The 19,234-nt window shown below is 71.8% G+C and carries 17 protein-coding genes and 1 pseudogene; 10 read left to right on the forward strand and 8 right to left on the reverse strand.

All coding sequences use genetic code 11. From position 1 onward, the window contains the following. Nucleotides 1–46: 46 nt before the first annotated feature. Nucleotides 47–2,317 (reverse strand): alpha-xylosidase, encoded by a 2,271-nt coding sequence (yicI, locus tag ACZ4V1_RS08645; protein WP_468331446.1) that lies wholly within the window; start codon nt 2,315–2,317, stop codon nt 47–49. Between the two features lie 282 nt (nt 2,318–2,599). Between yicI and ACZ4V1_RS08650 the strand changes: the two genes are divergently transcribed. The 4 genes from ACZ4V1_RS08650 to ACZ4V1_RS08665 are packed head-to-tail and all read left to right on the forward strand — an operon-like array spanning nt 2,600 to nt 7,106. Next, entirely contained in the window at nt 2,600–3,886 is a 1,287-nt protein-coding gene (locus ACZ4V1_RS08650) for an ABC transporter substrate-binding protein (RefSeq protein WP_468331449.1), read from the forward strand. An 11-nt stretch (nt 3,887–3,897) separates the two neighbouring features. Then, the gene (locus ACZ4V1_RS08655; RefSeq protein WP_468331452.1) at nt 3,898–4,851 is read left to right on the forward strand and encodes a carbohydrate ABC transporter permease; all 954 of its coding nucleotides are present in this window, start codon (nt 3,898–3,900) and stop codon (nt 4,849–4,851) included. Nucleotides 4,852–4,858: 7 nt separating this feature from the next. Next, nucleotides 4,859–5,686, forward strand: a complete 828-nt coding sequence (locus ACZ4V1_RS08660; protein WP_468331455.1) for a carbohydrate ABC transporter permease — start codon at nt 4,859–4,861, stop codon at nt 5,684–5,686. Nucleotides 5,687–5,726: 40 nt separating this feature from the next. After that, nucleotides 5,727–7,106, forward strand: coding sequence for a GH1 family beta-glucosidase (locus ACZ4V1_RS08665; RefSeq protein ID WP_468331458.1), 1,380 nt, complete (start codon nt 5,727–5,729; stop codon nt 7,104–7,106). 46 nt (nt 7,107–7,152) lie between these two features. Here ACZ4V1_RS08665 and ACZ4V1_RS08670 read toward each other — a convergent pair whose 3' ends face one another. After that, complete coding sequence (locus ACZ4V1_RS08670) at nt 7,153–8,394, reverse strand: ROK family protein (RefSeq protein ID WP_468331461.1); 1,242 nt, start codon at nt 8,392–8,394, stop codon at nt 7,153–7,155. A 130-nt stretch (nt 8,395–8,524) separates the two neighbouring features. On the opposite strand from ACZ4V1_RS08670, the gene ACZ4V1_RS08675 reads away from it, so the two are divergent. The 3 genes from ACZ4V1_RS08675 to ACZ4V1_RS08685 all read left to right on the forward strand — a co-directional run bounded on the left by ACZ4V1_RS08675 (nt 8,525) and on the right by ACZ4V1_RS08685 (nt 11,238). After that, nucleotides 8,525–9,706 (forward strand): MFS transporter, encoded by a 1,182-nt coding sequence (locus ACZ4V1_RS08675; RefSeq protein WP_468332312.1) that lies wholly within the window; start codon nt 8,525–8,527, stop codon nt 9,704–9,706. 372 nt (nt 9,707–10,078) lie between these two features. After that, nucleotides 10,079–10,840, forward strand: a complete 762-nt coding sequence (locus ACZ4V1_RS08680; protein ID WP_468331464.1) for a maleylpyruvate isomerase family mycothiol-dependent enzyme — start codon at nt 10,079–10,081, stop codon at nt 10,838–10,840. 113 nt (nt 10,841–10,953) lie between these two features. Beyond that, nucleotides 10,954–11,238, forward strand: coding sequence for a DUF6332 family protein (locus ACZ4V1_RS08685; protein WP_468331467.1), 285 nt, complete (start codon nt 10,954–10,956; stop codon nt 11,236–11,238). Here ACZ4V1_RS08685 and ACZ4V1_RS08690 read toward each other — a convergent pair. From ACZ4V1_RS08690 to ACZ4V1_RS08700, 3 genes and pseudogenes are all read right to left on the reverse strand, one after another. Further along, entirely contained in the window at nt 11,199–11,864 is a 666-nt protein-coding gene (locus ACZ4V1_RS08690; RefSeq protein WP_468331469.1) for a response regulator, read from the reverse strand. The genes ACZ4V1_RS08685 and ACZ4V1_RS08690 overlap by 40 nt on opposite strands. Further along, nucleotides 11,861–13,282 (reverse strand): sensor histidine kinase, encoded by a 1,422-nt coding sequence (locus tag ACZ4V1_RS08695; RefSeq protein ID WP_468331472.1) that lies wholly within the window; start codon nt 13,280–13,282, stop codon nt 11,861–11,863. Before ACZ4V1_RS08695 ends, ACZ4V1_RS08690 begins: the two co-directional genes overlap by 4 nt. A gap of 118 nt (nt 13,283–13,400) precedes the next feature. Then, nucleotides 13,401–13,571, reverse strand: a pseudogene (locus ACZ4V1_RS08700) (TetR-like C-terminal domain-containing protein); the annotation flags it as partial. A gap of 68 nt (nt 13,572–13,639) precedes the next feature. Here ACZ4V1_RS08700 and ACZ4V1_RS08705 point away from each other — a divergent pair. Beyond that, nucleotides 13,640–14,089: a nitroreductase family deazaflavin-dependent oxidoreductase gene (locus ACZ4V1_RS08705; protein WP_468331475.1), complete on the forward strand. Its 450-nt coding sequence runs from the start codon at nt 13,640–13,642 to the stop codon at nt 14,087–14,089. Here ACZ4V1_RS08705 and ACZ4V1_RS08710 read toward each other — a convergent pair. Continuing rightward, the gene (locus ACZ4V1_RS08710; protein WP_468331478.1) at nt 14,079–15,356 is read right to left on the reverse strand and encodes a geranylgeranyl reductase family protein; all 1,278 of its coding nucleotides are present in this window, start codon (nt 15,354–15,356) and stop codon (nt 14,079–14,081) included. The genes ACZ4V1_RS08705 and ACZ4V1_RS08710 overlap by 11 nt on opposite strands. Before the next feature lie 207 nt (nt 15,357–15,563). On the opposite strand from ACZ4V1_RS08710, the gene ACZ4V1_RS08715 reads away from it, so the two are divergent. Both ACZ4V1_RS08715 and ACZ4V1_RS08720 read left to right on the forward strand, forming a co-directional pair. Continuing rightward, nucleotides 15,564–16,919 (forward strand): M20/M25/M40 family metallo-hydrolase, encoded by a 1,356-nt coding sequence (locus ACZ4V1_RS08715; RefSeq protein WP_468331480.1) that lies wholly within the window; start codon nt 15,564–15,566, stop codon nt 16,917–16,919. Nucleotides 16,920–17,009: 90 nt separating this feature from the next. Next, the gene (locus tag ACZ4V1_RS08720; protein ID WP_468331483.1) at nt 17,010–17,714 is read left to right on the forward strand and encodes an MBL fold metallo-hydrolase; all 705 of its coding nucleotides are present in this window, start codon (nt 17,010–17,012) and stop codon (nt 17,712–17,714) included. Between the two features lie 2 nt (nt 17,715–17,716). On the opposite strand, the gene ACZ4V1_RS08725 is transcribed toward ACZ4V1_RS08720, so the two are convergent. Next, complete coding sequence (locus ACZ4V1_RS08725; RefSeq protein ID WP_468331486.1) at nt 17,717–18,760, reverse strand: NUDIX hydrolase; 1,044 nt, start codon at nt 18,758–18,760, stop codon at nt 17,717–17,719. A gap of 153 nt (nt 18,761–18,913) precedes the next feature. Then, nucleotides 18,914–19,108 carry a hypothetical protein gene (locus tag ACZ4V1_RS08730; protein ID WP_468331489.1) on the reverse strand — a complete coding sequence of 65 codons (195 nt, stop codon included), beginning with the start codon at nt 19,106–19,108 and terminating at the stop codon, nt 18,914–18,916. Nucleotides 19,109–19,234: the final 126 nt, after the last annotated feature.

The raw sequence follows: 19,234 nt of genomic DNA on the forward strand, positions 1-19,234 counted from the left end.
CCACGGCCTGGCGCCGGGCCGTTCGCTCCCCTCACAGCCACCGGCCTCACCCGAGCGGCACGCTCACCTCCGCGCTGCCCTCCGCGCTCGCCCCACCCGCGACCCGCACGGTGAACGGCCGGTCGGTGCCGCTCGCGCCGACCCGCAGGACGTCCCCGTCGCGCCGTACGCGGAACGTCGCGGCGGGCATGCCCAGCAGGTCGGGCACGGTGGTCTCGGCCGCGTAGTCGGGTCCGGCGGGCGGGTGGACCAGCAGGGTCGGGGCGTCCAGCCAGTCGCCGTCGGGGCGGCCGTCGTCGGAGGCCAGCGGCAGGACGGCGCCTTCGCGGACGTACAGCGGCAGGCTGTCGTAGTCGTGCCGTTCGGTGCGCCAGGCCGGGCCGGTGACGCGCTCGCCGGTCAGGAGGTGGGTCCAGGTGCCCTCGGGGAGGTAGACCTCGACCTCGCCGTCCTCGGTGAAGACCGGGGCGACCAGGATGTCGGGGCCGAGCATGTACTGGCGGTCCAGCGGGCGGCAGCCCGGGTCGTGCGGGTACTCCAGGACCATCGGCCGCATCATCGGCACGCCGGTGCGGTGGGCCTCGGCCGCGACGCCGTACAGGTAGGGCATCAGGCGGTGCTTGAGGAGGGTGAAGTGCCGGGCTACGTCGACCGCCTCCTCGCCGAACTCCCACGGCACCCGGTAGGAGGAGGAACCGTGCAGGCGGCTGTGCGAGGAGAGCAGGCCGAAGGCCAGCCAACGTTTGAAGACGGCCGGGTCGGGCGTGCCCTCGAAGCCGCCGATGTCGTGGCTCCAGAAGCCGAAGCCGCTCAGGGACAGGGACAGGCCGCCCCGCAGCGACTCGGCCATCGCCTCGAAGGACGACCAGCAGTCGCCGCCCCAGTGGACGGGGTACTGCTGGCCGCCCGCGGTCGCGGAGCGGGCGAAGAGAACGGCCTCGCCCTGTCCGCGTTCCTTCTCGAGGAGTTCGAAGACGGTGCGGTTGAAGAGGTGCGTGTAGTAGTTGTGCATGCGCTCCGGGTCGGACCCGTCGTGCCAGACGACGTCGGTGGGGACGCGCTCGCCGAAGTCGGTCTTGAAGCAGTCCACGCCCTGGTCGAGCAGCGGCTTCAGCTTTCCGGCGTACCAGTCTCGGGCGGCGGGGCTGGTGAAGTCGACGAGGCCCATCCCGGCCTGCCACAGGTCCCACTGCCAGATGTCGCCGTCCGGCCGGCGCACCAGGTGCCCGAGGGCCGCGGCCTCGTCGAAGAGGGGGGACTTCTGGGCGATGTACGGATTGATCCAGGCGCTGACCTTGAGGCCCTTGGCCTTGAGCCGGGCGAGCATGCCGTCCGGGTCCGGGAAGACCTCCGGGTCCCACTGGAAGTCGCACCACTGGTACTCGCGCATCCAGAAGCAGTCGAAGTGGAAGACCGAGAGCGGAATACCGCGCTCGGCCATACCGTCGACGAACGACGTCACCGTCTCCTCGTCGTAGGAGGTGGTGAAGGACGTGGTGAGCCACAGGCCGAAGGACCAGGCGGGCGGCAGGGCGGGGCGGCCGGTGAGCGCGGTGTAGCGGGTGAGGACGTCCTTGGGCGTGGGGCCGGCGACGACGTAGTACTCCAGCGTCTGGTCCTCGACGCTGAACTGGACCTGCCCGACGGACTCGGAGCCGACCTCGAAGGAGACCGCTCCGGGATGGTTGACGAAGACGCCGTAGCCGCGTGAGGAGAGGTAGAAGGGGATGTTCTTGTAGGCCTGCTCGCTGCTGGTGCCGCCGTCGGCCTGCCACATGTCGACGACCTGGCCGTTCTTGACGAACGGGGTGAAGCGCTCGCCGAGGCCGTAGACCTGCTCGCCGACACCGAGCGCGAGCCGGCTCAGCATGTGGTGTGCGCCGTCGCCGGTGGTGGCGAACGCGGTGCTCTTGGCCCCCGCGCGGGTCAGCTCGCGTCCGTCCGCGTCGTGGAAGGTGAGGCCCCAGGGGCCCTCGCGGTCCAGGCGGAGGGACAGCGGGCCGCTGGTCAGCTCGGTGACCGTGCCGTCCTGGCGCACCGTGCCGGCGTCGTCCGCCGCGCCCGTGAGAGCGAAATCGGGGCCGGGACGGCGCTTGCCGGCGTGGTGGGTGACGCGGACGCCGATGACGCCCTCGGCGGGAGAGAAGCACTCGACCGTGAGGAGCGGCGCGTTGAGCGTGTCCCCCCTCCGCGTCACCTTCTTCACGGCGGCATGAGCAGTGAAGCGCTTCGATTCGGGGCGCACATCGCGTACCTCGGTGGCGTACGAGAGATGCACACCCTCGCGGATGAGCCAGAAGCCGTCGGTGAACTTCATGATCTTCCTCGGGTGGGGCGGGAGCTGTCGGGTGGCAGCACGGGGCCGTCTCACAGCGTTTTGATCGTACACAAAACAAATCCGCGCCAGGAGGGTTTCTCTCCGAGCTCGGTGCGCTGAACAGGGGTTATTACCCACGGGAAGGCCCTTCTCACACCACGAAGTGGCGAGACGGGGGCCACTTTGCTCTAGCGCGACAGCCGGTCCTTGACGTATTAGTCATCACATCAAACAAAACGGTCCGGCAGGGAAGCCGGACGGTACGACAGCAAGGGCCGCACCATGTCGAAGCGCTTCACCTCGCTCGCCTTGACAGCACACCCTCCGGCTGCCACGCGCCGCAGGCGAGGACGCTCGCGCCGGGCCGTCGCCCCGTTCGCCGCCGTCTCCGTCCTGGTCGCCGGGGCGGCGCTCACGGGCTGCGGACAGCAGCGCGACGCCGACGTATACACCGTGATGAACTCCTCGACCGACGAGTCGTACCACCGCTGGGACGCGGAGGCGATGGCCCGCTGCGGCAAGCGGCTGGGCGTCACCATCGAGCAGCAGAGCGTCCCGGCGTCACAGGTGATGACGAAGGCACTGCGCATGGCATCGTCCAAGTCGCTCCCGGACATCGTGCAGTTCGACGCGTCCGAGATGCCGACCTTCGCCGACGCCGGCGGACTGGTCGACCTGCGGACCCTCGGGCTGAGCACCGAGGACATCCCCAAGGGCATCGTCGACTTCGGCTCGTACGAGGGGACGTACTACGGTGCGGCCCGGTCCGTGAACACCCTCGCGCTCTTCTACAACAAGGACGTCCTCGACAAGGCGGGCGTCGAGGTGCCCACCACCTGGGCGCAGTTGCGCAAGAGCGCCGAGAAGCTCACCGAGGGCAAGCAGTACGGACTGGCGCTCAGCGCGGGCGGCGCGGAGGACGGCGTCTTCCAGTTCATGCCGTTCATGTGGTCCAACGGCGGTGACGAGACCGACCTCGACAGCCCGCAGGTCGCCGAGGCCCTCGACTACTGGAAGGGCCTGCTGAAGGACGGCTCGCTGTCGAAGTCGACGGTCAACTGGACGCAGGCGGACGTCAACGACCAGTTCATGGCCGGCAACGCGGCGATGATGATCAACGGCCCGTGGCAGGTGGAGACCCTCAACACCGACGAGTCGCTGCACTGGGGCATCGCGCCGATCCCGGTGCCCGAGGCCGGCGACGACTCGGTGGGGCCGCTCGGCGGCGCGGTACTCACCGTGCCCAACACCGGTGACGAGGCACGGGAGAAGACGGCCGGGAAGATCGTCGCGTGTCTCTCCAGTGAGAAGGAGCAGCTGACCTACGCGCTCAACAGCTGGATGGTACCGGCCAACGCCAAGGCCGCCGCCGTCTGGCGCGAGCGGGTGCCGGAGCTGGACTCCCTCGCCGACCAGGTGGCCGTCGCCCGGTCCCGGACCGCGCAGCTGGGCGCCGGCTGGTCGAGTGTGTCGCTCGCCCTGCAGAGCGCCTTCCAGTCCGCCCTGACCGGCCAGTCCAGTGAGACCGCCCTGAAGCGCGCCCAGCAGCGGGCCACGAGCGGGAACTGAGGTACGCGCCCATGACCACGTCCACCGTCACCGCCCAGACGCCGGCCAAGGCGTCCACGACGGGCACCGCGCCGGACCCGGCCAGGCTCAGGCGCCGGCGCCGGCTCGCCCAGTGGGGGTTCGTCGCCCCCGCCGTCGTCTTCATGCTGCTGTTCTTCGGCTACCCGCTCGTCCGCAACGTCGTGATGAGCTTCCAGCACTACACACCGAAGACCTTCTTCACCGGTGAGGCGCCCTTCAACGGCACCGACAACTGGTCCGGCGTGTTCCAGGACGCCCTGTTCGGCAAGGCGCTGTGGCACACCCTCGTCTTCACCGCGGGCTCGCTGCTGGGCCAGTTCTGCATCGGCCTGGCGCTCGCGGTCTTCTTCAGCCGCCGCTTCCCGCTGAACGGGGTGCTGCGCTCGCTGATCCTGCTGCCCTGGCTGGTGCCCATGGTGGTGTCCGGCATCGTCTGGCGCCGCATCCTCGACCAGGACACGGGCGTGCTGAACTCGTTCCTGGACACCCTCGGCCTCGGCGGCCACACGCCGTGGCTGACCAGTCCGGAGATGGCCCTGGTGTCGGTCATCCTGGTCAACATCTGGATCGGCATCCCGTTCAACATGGTCATCCTGTACGGCGGTCTCCAGGAGATCCCGAAGGAACTGCACGAGGCGGCCGCCCTGGACGGCGCGTCGGCCTGGCGGACCTTCCGCTCCGTCACCCTGCCGGTGCTCAAGCCCGTCGTCACGGTCGTGCTCGTCCTCGGCTTCATGTCGACGGTCAAGATCCTCGACCTGATCCTCGCCCTCACCGACGGCGGTCCCGCCGACGCCACCCAGACGCTCGGCACGCTGACCTACCAGAACTCCTTCGTGCAGCTGGACTTCGGCGCGGGCGCCGTCGTCGGCAACGTACTCATCCTGATCTCCGCCGTGTTCGCGGTGTTCTACCTGCGGGCCAACCGCACCGAGGGGAAGTGACTGGACGATGGCAGCTCAGACGCCCACCGCGTCCCGGCGCCGCTGGGGTTCCACCGTCGCCGGCGTGCTCGTCCTCGGCGTGATGCTCTTCCCGCTGTACTGGATGCTCAACACCGCGCTCCAGCCCGACTCCGGGCTGCTCCAGGTCGACCCGGTGCCGGAGAGCCTGGACCTGTCCGGCTTCTCCAAGGCCGTCAGCGACCAGGGCGGCAACCTGCTGACCTCGCTGGCCGTCTCGATCGGCGCGGTCGCCATCTGCCTGGCGATCTCGGCGCCGGCGGCGTACGGGCTGGCGCGGTTCGGGCTGCGCGGCTCGCGCACCATCGTGTTCGGCACGCTGATCACCCAGATGGTGCCGGGCATCGTCATTGCCAACGCGCTCTACAGCTCGTACGTCGACCTGGGCCTGGTCAACTCCTACTTCGGTCTGATGCTGGCGGACGCCTCGCTGGGCATCCCGTTCTCCATCGTGCTGATGCGCTCCTTCATGGTGTCGATCCCGGGCGAGGTGATCGAGGCCGCGCAGATCGACGGTGCCGGACCGGTGCGGACCTTCGTGCGGGTGGTGCTGCCGATGAGCCGCAACTCGCTGATCACGTCGGGGCTGTTCGCCTTCCTGTTCTCGTGGAGCGACTTCATGTTCGCGCTCACCCTGAACACGACCGACGACGTCAAGCCCATCACTTTGGGTATCTACCAGTACATCGGCGCGCACGTCGGCGACTGGGGTTCGGTGATGGCCGCCTCCGTGCTCTCCGCGGTGCCGGCGGCGATCCTGCTCGTCCTCGCCCAGAAGTACATCGCCGCCGGGATCACCGGCGGTTCCGTGAAGTGACCCTCGCACGCCCCGTACGCATGGAGATGAGCCGCACAGCATGAACGAGTACCCCAGCTTCCCGCCCGGTTTCGTCCTCGGCGCCGCGACCGCGTCGTACCAGATCGAGGGCGCGGCGCGGGAGGACGGCCGCGGTCCGTCGATCTGGGACACCTACAGCCACACCCCCGGCCTGGTGGTGAACGGCGACACCGGTGACGTGGCCTGCGACCACTACCACCGCTACCCCGAGGACGTGGCGCTGCTGCGCGACCTGGGCGTGGACTCGTACCGGTTCTCGATCGCCTGGCCGCGCATCGTGCCGGAGGGTTCGGGCACGGTGAACCCGAAGGGCCTGGACTTCTACTCCCGCCTGGTCGACGAACTCCTCGCGGCGGGCATCGAACCGGCCGCCACCCTCTACCACTGGGACCTGCCGCAGGCCCTGGAGGACCGGGGCGGCTGGCGGGTGCGGGAGACGGCGGAGCGGTTCGCCGAGTACACGGCCGTGGTCGCGGAGCACCTGGGCGACCGGGTGCCGCGCTGGATCACCCTGAACGAGCCGTGGTGCAGTTCCTTCCTCGGCTACTCCATCGGCCGGCACGCCCCCGGCGCCAAGGAGGGCCGGGGCGCTCTGGCCGCCGCCCACCACCTGCTGGTCGGCCACGGGCTGGCGATGTCGGCGCTGCGGGCGGCCGGGGTGCGCGAGGCCGGCATCACGCTCAACCTGGACCGCAACCTGCCGGCCACCGACTCCCCCGCCGACCTGGCGGCCGTGGTCCGCGCGGACACCCAGCACAACCTGGTGTGGACCGAGCCGATCCTCGCGGGCCGCTACCCGGCCACCGAGGAGGAGACCTGGGGCGAGCTGATCACCGGGGAGGACTTCCGGCGGGACGGCGACCTGGACCTGATCTCCCAGCCGCTGGACTTCCTCGGCGTCAACTACTACCGGCCGATCGTCGTCTCCGCCGCCCCGCACCGCGAGAGCGACCCGGCGCGGCGAGTGGCGACCGACAACCGGTACGAGGAAGTCGGGCTCCCCGGCGTCCGGCACACGGCGATGGGCTGGCCGGTCGTCCCGGACTCCTTCACCGACCTGCTCGTCCGGCTGAAGCAGCAGTACGGTGACGCGCTGCCGCCGGTCCACGTCACGGAGAACGGCTCGGCGGAGGACGACGCGCCGGCCGCCGACGGCACCGTGCACGACACCGACCGCGTCGCCTACCTCCGCGACCACCTCACCGCGCTGCGGGCGGCGATGGACGCGGGCGTGGACGTACGCGGGTACTACGTGTGGTCGCTGCTGGACAACTTCGAGTGGGCGTACGGCTACGACAAGCGGTTCGGCATCGTCCGGGTCGACTACGACACGCAGGAGCGCACGCCGAAGGACAGCTACCGCTGGTACCGGGAGATGATCGCCGCGAACCGCACCTGACTTGGAACGGGGGGGGCGATGGCCGTGCGGCCCCTCCCCCCCCACGTCAGCTCTGTTCGCGCTCGGCGCACGCCGCAGGGTCGGCCAGCACCTCGCGGACGATGACGCCGGCCGCCCCACGGGCCGCGTCACCGAGTGAGGACGACGCGCGCAGCCGCTTCCCGCCCTCGCTCCACAGCCCTGAGACGACACGGAGGGCGAGTTCGCGGTCGACGGCGGGGGCCAGCCAGTCCATCAGCTCGCGGTAGACACCGCCGAGCATCACCGCGTCGGGGTCGAAGAGGTTCACCGCTCCCGACACCACGACGCCCAGTTGCCGCCCGGTGCGCTCGATCGCCGACAGAGCGGCAGGGTCGCCCCGCCGGGCGCGGCGTTCGAGTTCGGCGACGCCCTGCACGCCCGCGCCCGGGTCGATGCCCGCGGCCCCCAGCAGCGCTGCCTGCCCGGCGTACTGCTCCAGGCAGCCGTGCGCACCGCACCGGCACAGCGGCCCTTCCGGGTCGACGACCATGTGCCCGATCTCCCCGGCGAAGCCGTGCGCGCCGCGCAGCAGCTCGCCGCCCAGCACCAGGGCGCCGCCGATGCCGATCTCGCCGGTCAGGTACAGGAAGCTGCGCACGCCCTCGGTGCCCGCGCCGAACCACAGCTCGGCGAGGGCGGCGGCGTTGGCCTCGTTGTCGGAGCTGACCGGCAGGGGGCGGTGGGCGGGACGCAGAGCGAGGAGCGCCTGGGCGAACAGCCCCTCGACGGCGACCCGTTGCCACCCCAGGTTGGGGGCCTGGCGTACGGTGCCGCCGGTCACCAGGCCCGGCAGGGCGACGTGGACGCCGGCCGGGACGAGGTCCTGCTCGGCCGCCGAACCGATGGCGCGGGCCGCCAGCCGGGCCGCGCGGGCCAGCACCTCGGAGGGCTGGACCCCGCGGTTGTCGAAGTGCTCCACGAGCCGGACCCGGTCGGTGCCCGCGAGGTCGACGACGCACACGGTGACGTAGTCGATGTTGATCTCGACACCGAGGCCCGCCGGGCCCGACCGGGAGACCTTCAGTACGGTGCCGGGCCGCCCCGCCTGACCGCTGCTGGTCTTGCCCCACTCGGAGACGAAGCCGTACTCCAGCAACTGCTCGACCAAGGACGACACCGCTGCGCGGGTCAGTCCGACATGCGTGGCGATACCGGCCCGGGTCGCCTCCCCCGCGTCGTACACGGCCCTCAGGACGAGGCTGAGGTTGTGCCGTCTGACCGTGGCCTTGTCGGCCTTCGGCTCCAGGGGGGTGAGGTTGTTCTTCATGGTGCTGTCGAGCGTATGCGACGCCCTGGGGCGCGTGACCGCGCCCGGCCGGGACGCCCTTGCCCCTGCCTCGTCCCGCCTTTAGCCTGACTTTGTGCCGCAAATAAACAAAACCCGATCGCACAACGCCGTGCCGGGCCCCGGCGACAACCTCACCCGCCTCCGCATCGCCCTGACCGCATTCTTCGCCCTCGACGGCTTCATATTCGCCGGCTGGGTCGTACGGATCCCCGCCATCAAGGAGCAGACCGGCGCCTCCGCCAGCGCCCTGGGGCTGGCCCTGCTCGGCGTCTCGGCGGGCGCCGTCGTCACCATGACGCTCACCGGACGCCTGTGCCGCCGCTACGGCAGCCATCCCGTCACCGTCGCCTGCGCGGTCCTGCTCTGCCTCAGCATCGCCCTGCCTCCACTCACCCATTCCGCACTCGCCCTCGGCGCCGTACTGCTGGTGTTCGGAAGCGCGTACGGCGGGATCAACGTCGCCTTCAACAGCGCCGCCGTCGACCTGGTGGCCGTACTGCGCCGCCCGATCATGCCCAGTTTCCACGCGGCTTTCAGCCTGGGCGGCATGATCGGTGCCGGGCTGGGCGGACTCGTCGCCGGGTCGCTGTCGCCGGTACGGCACCTGCTCTCCCTCACCCTGATCGGACTGCTCGTCACCCTGGTCGCGGGCCGCGCACTGCTGCGCTGCGAACCCGCCGTGCCGCCGAACCGCACCGTCCGGACCGACCCGGCCGACGGCACCCCGCGCCGGCTCGACCGCCGCACCCGCCGCCTCGTCGTCACCTTCGGCCTGATCGCCCTGTGCACGGCCTACGGCGAGGGCGCCATGGCCGACTGGGGCGCCCTGCACCTGGAGCAGGACCTCGACGCCTCACCGGGCATGGCGGCGGCGGGCTACTCCTGCTTCGCGCTGGCCATGACCGTCGGCCGGCTGACCGGCACGACGCTACTGGAGCGCCTCGGCCGGACGACCACCGTGGTGGCCGGCGGCACGACCGCCGTGGCCGGCATGCTGCTCGGCTCGCTCGCCCCGTCCGTCTGGGCGGCGCTGTTCGGCTTCGCGATCACCGGACTCGGGCTCGCCAACATCTTCCCGGTGGCCGTCGAACGCGCCGGTGCCCTGGGCGGCCCCACCGGCGTCGCCACCGCGTCCACCCTCGGCTACGGCGGCATGCTGCTCGGACCGCCCGCGATCGGCTTCATGGCCGACTGGTTCTCCCTGCCCGCCGCGCTCACCAGCGTGGCGGCGCTCGCGGCGGTGGCGGTGCTCGTCGCGGTCGCGACCCGGCGCGCGGCGGTTTCCGGCTGATCAGCACGGGACTCTTCGATCAGCACAGGACGCTTCGATCAGCACGGGACACCGTTTCCGCCGTGTCCGGCCGCGTCGAGCGGTCGGCCATCGCTTGATCGACCTCGGCAGTTCGGCGTTGCCGCCCACCGCCTCGCTCTCGTCGACATGCGTGCCATCGACCACGCCCGGTCTCCCGCCGACTGCGGCGACGCGGCCGGGCAGACAGGCTGCGGTGAGCCAACCTCCTTCGGGCATCCCGACCTGGAGTCCGTCCCCGCCTGAGCCGGTCCGCCGCTCTGAGCCGGTCCGCCGCGACGCCGCTCCGGGGCTCCCGGACTCCGCCGCTCCGGGACTCCCTTCGAGCCCGCTCCATCCGGCACACTCGCTGCCATGGAGACCGCCGCGTTCGTCGAAGTCCTGGACCACGAGGGTGCGTTGCTGGCCGCGGCCGCCGAGGCGGCGGGTACGGACGCCAAGGTGCCGACCTGCCCCGGCTGGCAGGTGCGTGACCTGCTGCGGCACACGGGGAAGGTGCATCGCTGGGCGGCGGCGTTCGTCGCCGAGGGGCACTCCGGCCCCCGGCCCGACGGTGGCCTGCCCGACCTCGACGGCACCGCGCTCCTGGCCTGGTTCCGGGAGGGGCACCGCCGGCTCGTCGGCACCCTCGCCGACGCCTCTCCCGACGTGCGCTGCTGGCACTTCCTGCCCGCGCCGTCGCCCCTGGCGTTCTGGGCCCGTCGCCAGGCGCACGAGACGGCCGTGCACCGGATCGACGCCGAGACGGCCAGGGGCGGCGGCCACACCGGCATCGGCACGGACTTCGCGGTGGACGGCATCGACGAGCTGCTGTGCGCCTTCCACGCCCGCCCGAAGAGCGCGGTCCGCACCGAGGAGCCCCGCACGCTGCGGGTGCGGGTGACGGACGCGCCCGGTGCCGTGTGGACCGTACGGCTGTCGACACGGCCACCGGAGACCGAGCGCGGCGACGCCGGGCCCCCCGGAGGCATCGAGGGCGTCGGCGGCATCGACTGCGAGCTGGCCGGACCCGCCGCCCGGCTCTACCCGGCGCTGTGGAACCGCCTCCCGTTCCCGGAGGTGACCGGCGACGCATCACTCGCCGCCCTGTGGCGTGAGAAGTCGGGCGTGACCTGACACCGAGCCGGACAGCGCCACCACACCGGTGGGCGTCATGTGCGCACCGGTGCCGTGTGGTCACGGTCGGCGTCCCACCGAGGAACCGGCGCGGTTCTGGGAGGATTGCCGACATGAACATCCAAGGGGGACGGCGTACGCAGGGCGAGCGGGACGCGATCACGGTCGAGATCGGATACGCGCTGTGCAGCGCGGCGTTCGCCGCGACCGTGCTGTTCGGGGCCGTGGCGGGGCCGGCATATCTCTTCGGCCTGCCGTCCGGCGCGCGGGGCGTGCTCGTCGGTTCCGGTACGGTGCTGGCCGTCGTGGTGTTCCTCGTCCGTGTGGTGAGCGTGCTGCTCCGGTTCGCGCGAGGCGATCAGCCCAGCCAGCCCGGCCGCACCAAACCCGACTCGTAGGCCATCACGACCAGTTGGGCACGGTCGCGGGCGCCCAGTTTCACCATCGTGCGGCTGACGTGGGTCTTGGCGGTGAGCGGGCTGACGACCAGACGGCGGGCGATCTCCTCGTTGGACAGGCCGATGCCGACCAGCGCCATCACCTCCCGCTCCCGCTCGGTCAGCCGGGCCAGTTCCGCGGCCGCCGCGGGCTCCTTGGAACGGGCCGCGAACTCGGCGATCAGACGGCGCGTCACCCCGGGTGAGAGCAGCGCGTCGCCGTCGACCACGGCCCGCACGGCGCGCAGGAGTTCCTCGGGCTCGGTGTCCTTGACCAGGAAGCCGGAGGCACCGGAGCGGATCGCCTCGAAGACGTACTCGTCGAGTTCGAACGTGGTGAGCATGACGACCTTCACGTCCCGCAGTCCGGCGTCCCCGGTGATCCGGCGGGTCGCCGCCAGACCGTCGAGGAGGGGCATGCGGATGTCCATCAGGACGACGTCCGGGCGCAGTTCGCGGATCGCGCGCACCGCCTCCTCGCCGTCGGCCGCCTCACCCGCCACTTCGATGTCCGGTTGTGCGTCCAGCAGGGCCCGGAAGCCGGCCCGGACCAGTGACTGGTCGTCGGCGAGCAGTACGCGGATCACCGGTCCTCCTCTTTCATGCCCTTGGCGTCCTTGGTGCCCGAGGCGCCCTTGACGCCGTTGACGTCCTTGCTGCCGTCCTTGCCGTCCTCGGCGTCCTTCACATCCTTGACGTCGTTGACGTCGTTGACGTCGTTGACGTCGTTGACGTCGTTGACGTCGTTGACGTCGTTGACGTCGTTGACGTCGTTGACGTCGTTGACGTGCTTCACGTCGATCGGCAGCACCGCGAGCACCCGGAAGCCGCCGTCGGATCGCGGGCCCGCCTCGATGGTGCCACCCAGCGCCGCCGCCCGCTCCCGCATTCCGGCCAGCCCGTTGCCGCTGCCGCCCGCCTCGGCGCCGGTCGCGGGACCGTCGTCGTCGACGCGCAGCCGCAGCGTTCCGCCGTCCCGGCCGAGACGCACCCGCGCGTGCCGCGAACCCGAGTGCCGTACGACGTTGGTGAGCGCCTCCTGGACGATGCGGAAAGCGGCCAGGTCGGCACCCGGCGACAGCCGCGGCAGCCTCCCGTCGACCTCCACGGTGAGGCCCGCGCTCGCGGCCTGCTCGACCAGTTCGGGCAGCCGGTCCAGCCCGGGGGCCGGCGCGCGGGGCGCGTCTCCGGGGGTGCGGAGGGTGTCGAGGACCTGGCGTACCTCGCCGAGCGCCTCCTTGCTCTTGGCCTTGATGGTGGTGAGCGCGGTGCGGGCCTGCTCACGATCGCTGTCGAGCAGGGCGAGACCGACGCCGGCCTGCACATTGATGACGGAGATGCTGTGGGCGAGGACGTCGTGCAGTTCGCGGGCGATCCGCAGCCGCTCCTCGTCCGCGCGCCGCTCAGCCGCCTGAGCCCGTTCCGCCCGCTCCCGCGCCCACTGCTCCCGCCGGGCCCGGGTCAGCTCCGACAGCGCCACGATGGCCACCACCCAGGTGGCGATCACGATCTCCTGGCCCCAGGACGCGGCCGAGTCCCCGGACGGTGGCAGCCACTGGTAGAGCCAGTGCGTCAGCAGGGCCAGCCCGGCCCACATCGTCACCATCGCCGCCCACGCGGCCCTGCGGTGCCCCGCGACGACCGCGCTGAAGCAGGCCACCGCGACGGCCACGAACACCGGCCCGTACGGGTACCCGACGAAGAGGTAGAGCAGGCTGGTGGCCGCCGTACCGAACACCACGGGCACCGGATACCGGCGCCGCCACAGCAGGGCCGCACCCGTCAGAAACAGCAGTACGCGCGCGAAGGGGTCCAGCGCGACCCGCTCCCCCTCCTGGGAGTGGGCCGCGAAGTTGGAGCCGACCAGCACGAACGCCGTGATCAGCAGGGTGGAGGGCCAGGGCCACCGGACGCGGCGCTCCTCCTCGCCCCGCTGGTTCCACCACGGAGGCCCGTGCCGCCACCACTGCGGCGGCCCGCTCCCGTGCTCACGCTGTCCGTCCATGACCGCCACGCTAGACGCCGCGCTCCTCGGAGGGCGTCACCCGCCCGTGGTGATCACACCTACTCCCTGCGAAGTACGGTCTCCCCGTCGGGCCGTCCGAGCCACCTGTCGTGCCCCGCTACGGGAAGACCAGGCCCACCCTGTGGGCGAGCCGCTCCGCCGCGTGGCGGAAGAACGTCTCCCGGTCCTCCACCACCCGGTTGAACTGCCCGAACACCTCGAAGCCGACGAGCCCGAACAACTCGGCCCAGGCGGCCACGAACACCGTCACCGTCTCCGGGGGCAGGTCGATGAGAGCAGTGCTCACAAGTGCGAGCACCGCTCTCATCACTCCATCGAGCAACCCTTGGGGATCCCATGTCCACGCACGTCCAGAAGCCCGGCTGGCTCACCGTGAACGTCCTCAACCGCACCGTGGCCTGGCTGACCCGACGCGGCCTCAGCGTCTGGGGGTCCCGTGTCCTCGCCGTGCGCGGCCGCAAGAGCGGCCAGTGGCGCACCACACCGGTCAACCTGCTGACCGTCGACGGTCGGCAGTACCTGGTCGCCCCGCGCGGCCACGTCCAGTGGACCCACAACATGCGCGCGGCCGGCGGCGGCGAACTGCGCCTCGGCAAGCATGTGGAAGCGTTCACCGCCACCGAGGTCGGCGACGACGAGAAGCCGCCGCTCCTACGCGCCTACCTCAGACGCTGGAAGGCGGAGGTCGGGGTGTTCTTCAACGGCGTCGGCCCCGACTCCCCCGAGACGGAGCTGCGCCGTGTCGCACCCGACCACCCGGTGTTCCGGATCGAGATCAGGAAGTGACCTCGTCACCGGCGGGGCTCGCGGTGCCCGGCGCTCCGGCCGCGTCCCCGGTTCCCGCGGGCCGTCGGTCTATCGCCGCCAGCGCCCGCTGTGCCAGCGGGTGGCTGCGGACCAGCTCGCCCAGCGAGGTCGAGCCCTGTGTGATGTCCCTGAACGCCTTCCAGGCCGGACGGAAGCCGGTCAGGGCCGCGTGGAAGAGCCCCGGCCGGCGTTCGAACACCGCCAGCATCCGCTTGCCGACGCTCATCTCCACACCCAGCCCGGCCTTGATCGCGAAGGCGTAGTTGAGGGCCTGCTTGCGCGCGTCCACCGCGTCGTGCGCCTCCGAGATCCGCACCGCCCACTCCCCCGCGAGCCGTCCGGACCGCAGCGCGAAGGAGATTCCCTCCCGCGTCCACGGCTCCAGGAGCCCCGCGGCGTCCCCGCACACCAGGACCCGGCCGCGCGACAGCGGTGAGTCGTCGGCACGACAGCGGGTCAGGTGGCCGGAGGAAATGCTCGGTTCGAAGCCGGCGAGGCCGAGCCGGCCGACGAAGTCCTCCAGGTACCGCTTGGTCGCCGCACCCTCGCCACGCGCCGAGATCACGCCCACGGTCAGCGTGTCGCCCTTGGGGAAGACCCAGCCGTAACTGCCGGGCATGGGCCCCCAGTCGATGAGGACCCGTCCCTTCCAGTCCTCGGCCACCGTGTCCGGCACCGGGATCTCCGCCTCCAGGCCGAGATCGACCTGGTCGAGCTTCACCCCGACATGGGCCCCTATCCGGCTGGCGCTGCCGTCCGCGCCGACGACGGCCCGCGCCAGCACCGTCTCGCCGCCCTGGAGGACGACGGCGACCGTGCGCCGGTCCGGCACCGCCGAGCCGTGCTGCTCCACCCGCGACACCGTCGCCCCGGTGCGCAGCTCGGCGCCCGCCTTCTGGGCGTGCTCGACGAGTTGCTGGTCGAACTCGGGCCGGTTGATCAGCCCGAACAGCATCTGCCGGGAGCGCCGGGTCCGGGTGAACCGCCCGTTGTTCGAGAACGTCACCGCGTGCACACGGTCCCGGAAGGGCAGTTCGAAGCCGGGCGGAAGAGTGTCGCGCGAGGGACCGATGATGCCGCCGCCGCACGTTTTGTAGCGGGGCAGGTCCGCCTTCTCCAGCAACAGCACGCGCCGCCCCGCGACCGCCGCCGCGTAGGCGGCCGAGGCCCCCGCGGGTCCCGCGCCCACCACGACGACGTCCCAGACCTGACGCGCGTCGTCCGCCGAAGAGTTCTCGCTGCTCACGATGGTCTACTGCTCCCAACAAACCGCATGCCGCACCTGACCCCCGCATCCTACGGCGGGCATCGCCGCAGGCCACTGTGGGAGGATCGGGCCTACCAATCCCAGTACTCCCAGTAGTCCTGGTACCGCCAGTACGCCTGGTACCGCCAGTAGTACTGGTACTGCCAGTACGCCTGGTACAACGTCGCACCCACAAGGAGCGTGCCCATGTCGTCGAATCCGGTCGCCGAGACCGTCTCCTCCCTGATGCCCAGGGCGAAGGAGGAGCTCACCGCGCTGGTGGCCTTCAAATCGGTGGCGGACTTCGACCAGTTCCCGCGCAGCGAGAGCGTGGGCGCGGCCAACTGGATCGCGGCCGCGCTGCGCGCCGAGGGCTTCCAGGACGTGGACCTGCTCGACACGCCGGACGGCACGCAGTCGGTGTACGGGTACCTGCCCGGCCCGGAGGGCGCCAAGACGGTGCTGCTCTACGCCCACTACGACGTGCAGCCGCCGCTGGACGAGGCCGGCTGGGCCACTCCGCCGTTCGAGCTGACCGAGCGCGACGGCCGCTGGTACGGGCGAGGAGCGGCCGACTGCAAGGGCGGGGTGCTGATGCACCTGCTCGCGTTGCGCGCGCTGAAGGCGAACGGTGGCGTGCCGGTGCACGTCAAGGTGATCGCCGAGGGTTCGGAGGAGCAGGGCACGGGCGGCCTGGAGCGGTACGCCGAGGCGCACCCGGAGCTGCTGGCCGCCGACACGATCGTCATCGGCGACGCGGGCAACTTCCGGGTCGGTCTGCCGACGGTCACCTCGACGCTGCGCGGCATGACCCTGGTCCGCGTGAAGGTCGACACGCTCGAGGGCAACCTGCACTCGGGCCAGTTCGGCGGCGCGGCGCCCGACGCGCTGGCCGCCCTGATCCGCGTACTGGACTCGCTGCGCGCCGAGGACGGTTCGACGACCGTCGACGGACTGGCGGCGGACAGCGAGTGGCAGGGCCTGGTCTACGACGAGGAGCAGTTCCGCCGGGACGCCCGGGTCCTGGACGGCGTGGGGCTGATCGGGTCCGGTTCGGTCGCCGACCGGATCTGGGCACGGCCCGCCGTCACGGTGCTCGGCATCGACTGCCCGCCGGTCGTCGGCGCCACCCCGTCGGTGCAGGCGGGAGCCCGCGCACTGGTGAGCCTGCGGGTGCCGCCGGGCGTGGACGCCGCCGAGGCCACCAAGCTGTTCCAGGCCCACGTGGAGGCGCATACGCCCTGGGGTGCCCGGGTCGGCGTCGAGCAGATCGGCCAGGGGCAGGCGTTCCGAGCCGACACCTCCAGCCCGGCGTACCAGGCCATGGCGGACGCGATGGCGGTGGCGTACCCGGGCGAGGAGATGCAGTACGCCGGTCAGGGCGGCTCCATCCCGCTGTGCAACACCCTGGCCGCGCTGTACCCGCGGGCGGAGATCCTGCTCATCGGCCTGAGCGAGCCCGAAGCACAGATCCACGCCGTGAACGAGAGCGTGTCCCCCGAGGAGTTGGAGCGGCTGTCGGTCGCGGAGGCGCTGTTCCTGCGCAACTACGCGGCGAGCTGAAGCCCGCAGGCGGCTGCACGCGGCACGCTCCGGTTCTGCCGTCGGCAGAGGAGCCTCGTCATCCGGCGGGGCGCTGCCTACGGTCCTGCCATGGACGTCATCCAGCTCCTCCCCCGCCTGCATCTGCTGCGCTTCCCGGTCGGCCAGGCCTACCTCTGGCGTGACGGCGACGACCTGACACTGATCGACGCCGGGCCGGCCGGGTCCGGGGCCCGCATCGCCGCGTTGGCCGGATCCTTCGGGCGCGTACGGCGGGTCGTCCTCAGCCACTTCCACGAGGACCACGCCGGCGGGGCGCAGGAGGTCGCCGCGCTCACCGGAGCCGAGGTGGTGACCCACGCCCTGGAGGCGCCGGTGGTGCGGGGTGAGGTGCCGGGCCTGCCGCCCGAGTTCGAGGACTGGGAGCGCCCGCTGCACGCGGACGCCGTCCGGCGACTGCCGCAGGGCGGGTTCGACCGGCCGGCGCGGGTGACCGAGGTGTCGGACGGCGATGTCCTGGACTTCGGCGGCGGGGCGCGGGTCGTCCACGCCCCGGGTCACACGGACGGGAGCATCGGGCTGCATCTCGCGCGGCACGGCGTGCTGTTCACGGGGGACGCCGTCGCCGCGTCGCCGGTCGACGGCGGCGTGCTGCTCGGTGTGTTCAACGTCGACCGGGACCGGGCCGTCGGCTCCTTCGGGCGGCTGGCCGGCCTCGACACGGAGGTGGCCTGCTTCGGTCACGGCGATCCGGTGGCCGGCGGGGCGGGTGAGGTACTCCGGGCATCGGCGCGGACCTACGGGGCGGCCGGCTGACCTCAGCCCACCGGAGTGCCCGCCTCCAGGTACAGTGCCGCCCCGCGTTCCCGGGCCCGCAGGGCCCAGCGCAGCCGCTCGTAGCGGACCGGGGGCAGCAGGCCGGCGGCCTCGTCCTCGGTGACGAAGCGCCAGTCGCGCAGTTCGGGGCCGGGGAGCAGCACGCCGGCGGCGTCGGCGGAGTCGAGCCGGCCGCCGTCGAAGAGCAGCCGCAGCCCGCCGTAGCCGGGGGGCACGGGCGATTCCCAGTCGACGACCAGCAGGCCGGGTACGTCGTCGAGGCGGATCCCGGTCTCCTCGGCGACCTCGCGCATCCCGGCACGGGCGGGAGCCTCGCCGGGTTCGACGACGCCGCCGGGGAACTCCCAGCCGGGCTTGTAGGTGGGATCGACGAGCAGCACCCGGTCCTGCTCGTCGAAGAGCAGGACGCCGGCGGCGACGGTCTCGGCGGTGGGCTCGGGCGTCTGCACGATGTCGCAGGCCGGCACGGCGCCGGTGCCGACGGCCTCGGCGATCCGGGCGGCGGCCTCGTACGGGGAGAGCGCGCCGGTGTCGATCGGGTGGGCGTCGCCGGTCAGCCAGGAGGCGAGGGCGGCACGGTAGGGCTCGATGTGGTCGTACGACCACTGCCGAACGCGTATCTCGCCGTCCGGCATGTCCTCCGGTATCTCGCGGCCCGCTATCCGCTTCCGCAGGATCGTTTCGGCCGGAGCGAGCAGGACATGCCGGACCGCGATCCGGCGAGCGGCGAGGCCGCCGAAGATCTCGTCGCGGTACTCCTGCCGCAGCAGGGTCATGGGAACCACGAGGGTCCCACCGAGCTCGGCCAGCATCGCGGCCGCGGTGTCGGTCACGAGGCGGCGCCAGATCGGCAGATCCTGGAAGTCGCCGGCCTCGGCGAGGCGTTTGGGCGGCAGCAGCTGTGCGAGTGCGCCGCCGATGACCTCGGGGTCGAAGAGCGTGCTGTTCGGGATCAGTTCGATCAGTTCCCGTGCGGTGGTGGTCTTCCCCGCACCGAACGCGCCGTTGATCCAGACGACGGTCACAGGTCCCCCTCTTCTGTTGGCCCCCTGTGGCTTGCCCGCTACACCCTGCCACGGAAACCAGGCCCAGTTGAGGGCACGAGACAGCGGCGCCGGCGCCCCTGGGAGGGACACCGGCGCCGCGTGGTCCGGGTGGTGCGATTCGGGCGGTGCGCGTCAGCCCAGCTGCCCGAGGCTGTCTTCGTCCACGTCCAGGCTGTCGACGGCGACGGTGTCCTGGACGGTGCTGACGGTGTCCTCCACGTCGAGGTTGAGCGGAAGGTCGCCCGGGACCGCGTGGGACGGGCTGACGGCCGCGACGACGAAGCCGGTGGCGAGGGACGCGATGGCGAGCATGCTGCGCTTCTTCATGCCTGCTTCAACTGCACCACGGCGCCGGGGTCACGGGCGGGGGCGTGCGGGCACCGGAAGCGCCCCCGCACGCTCCTGCCGTGGGCCCCTGCCCGGTTTGGCTCTCGCCTGCCGGCCCAAGCCCGC

This window comes from Streptomyces sp. NPDC028991 (assembly GCF_055564775.1).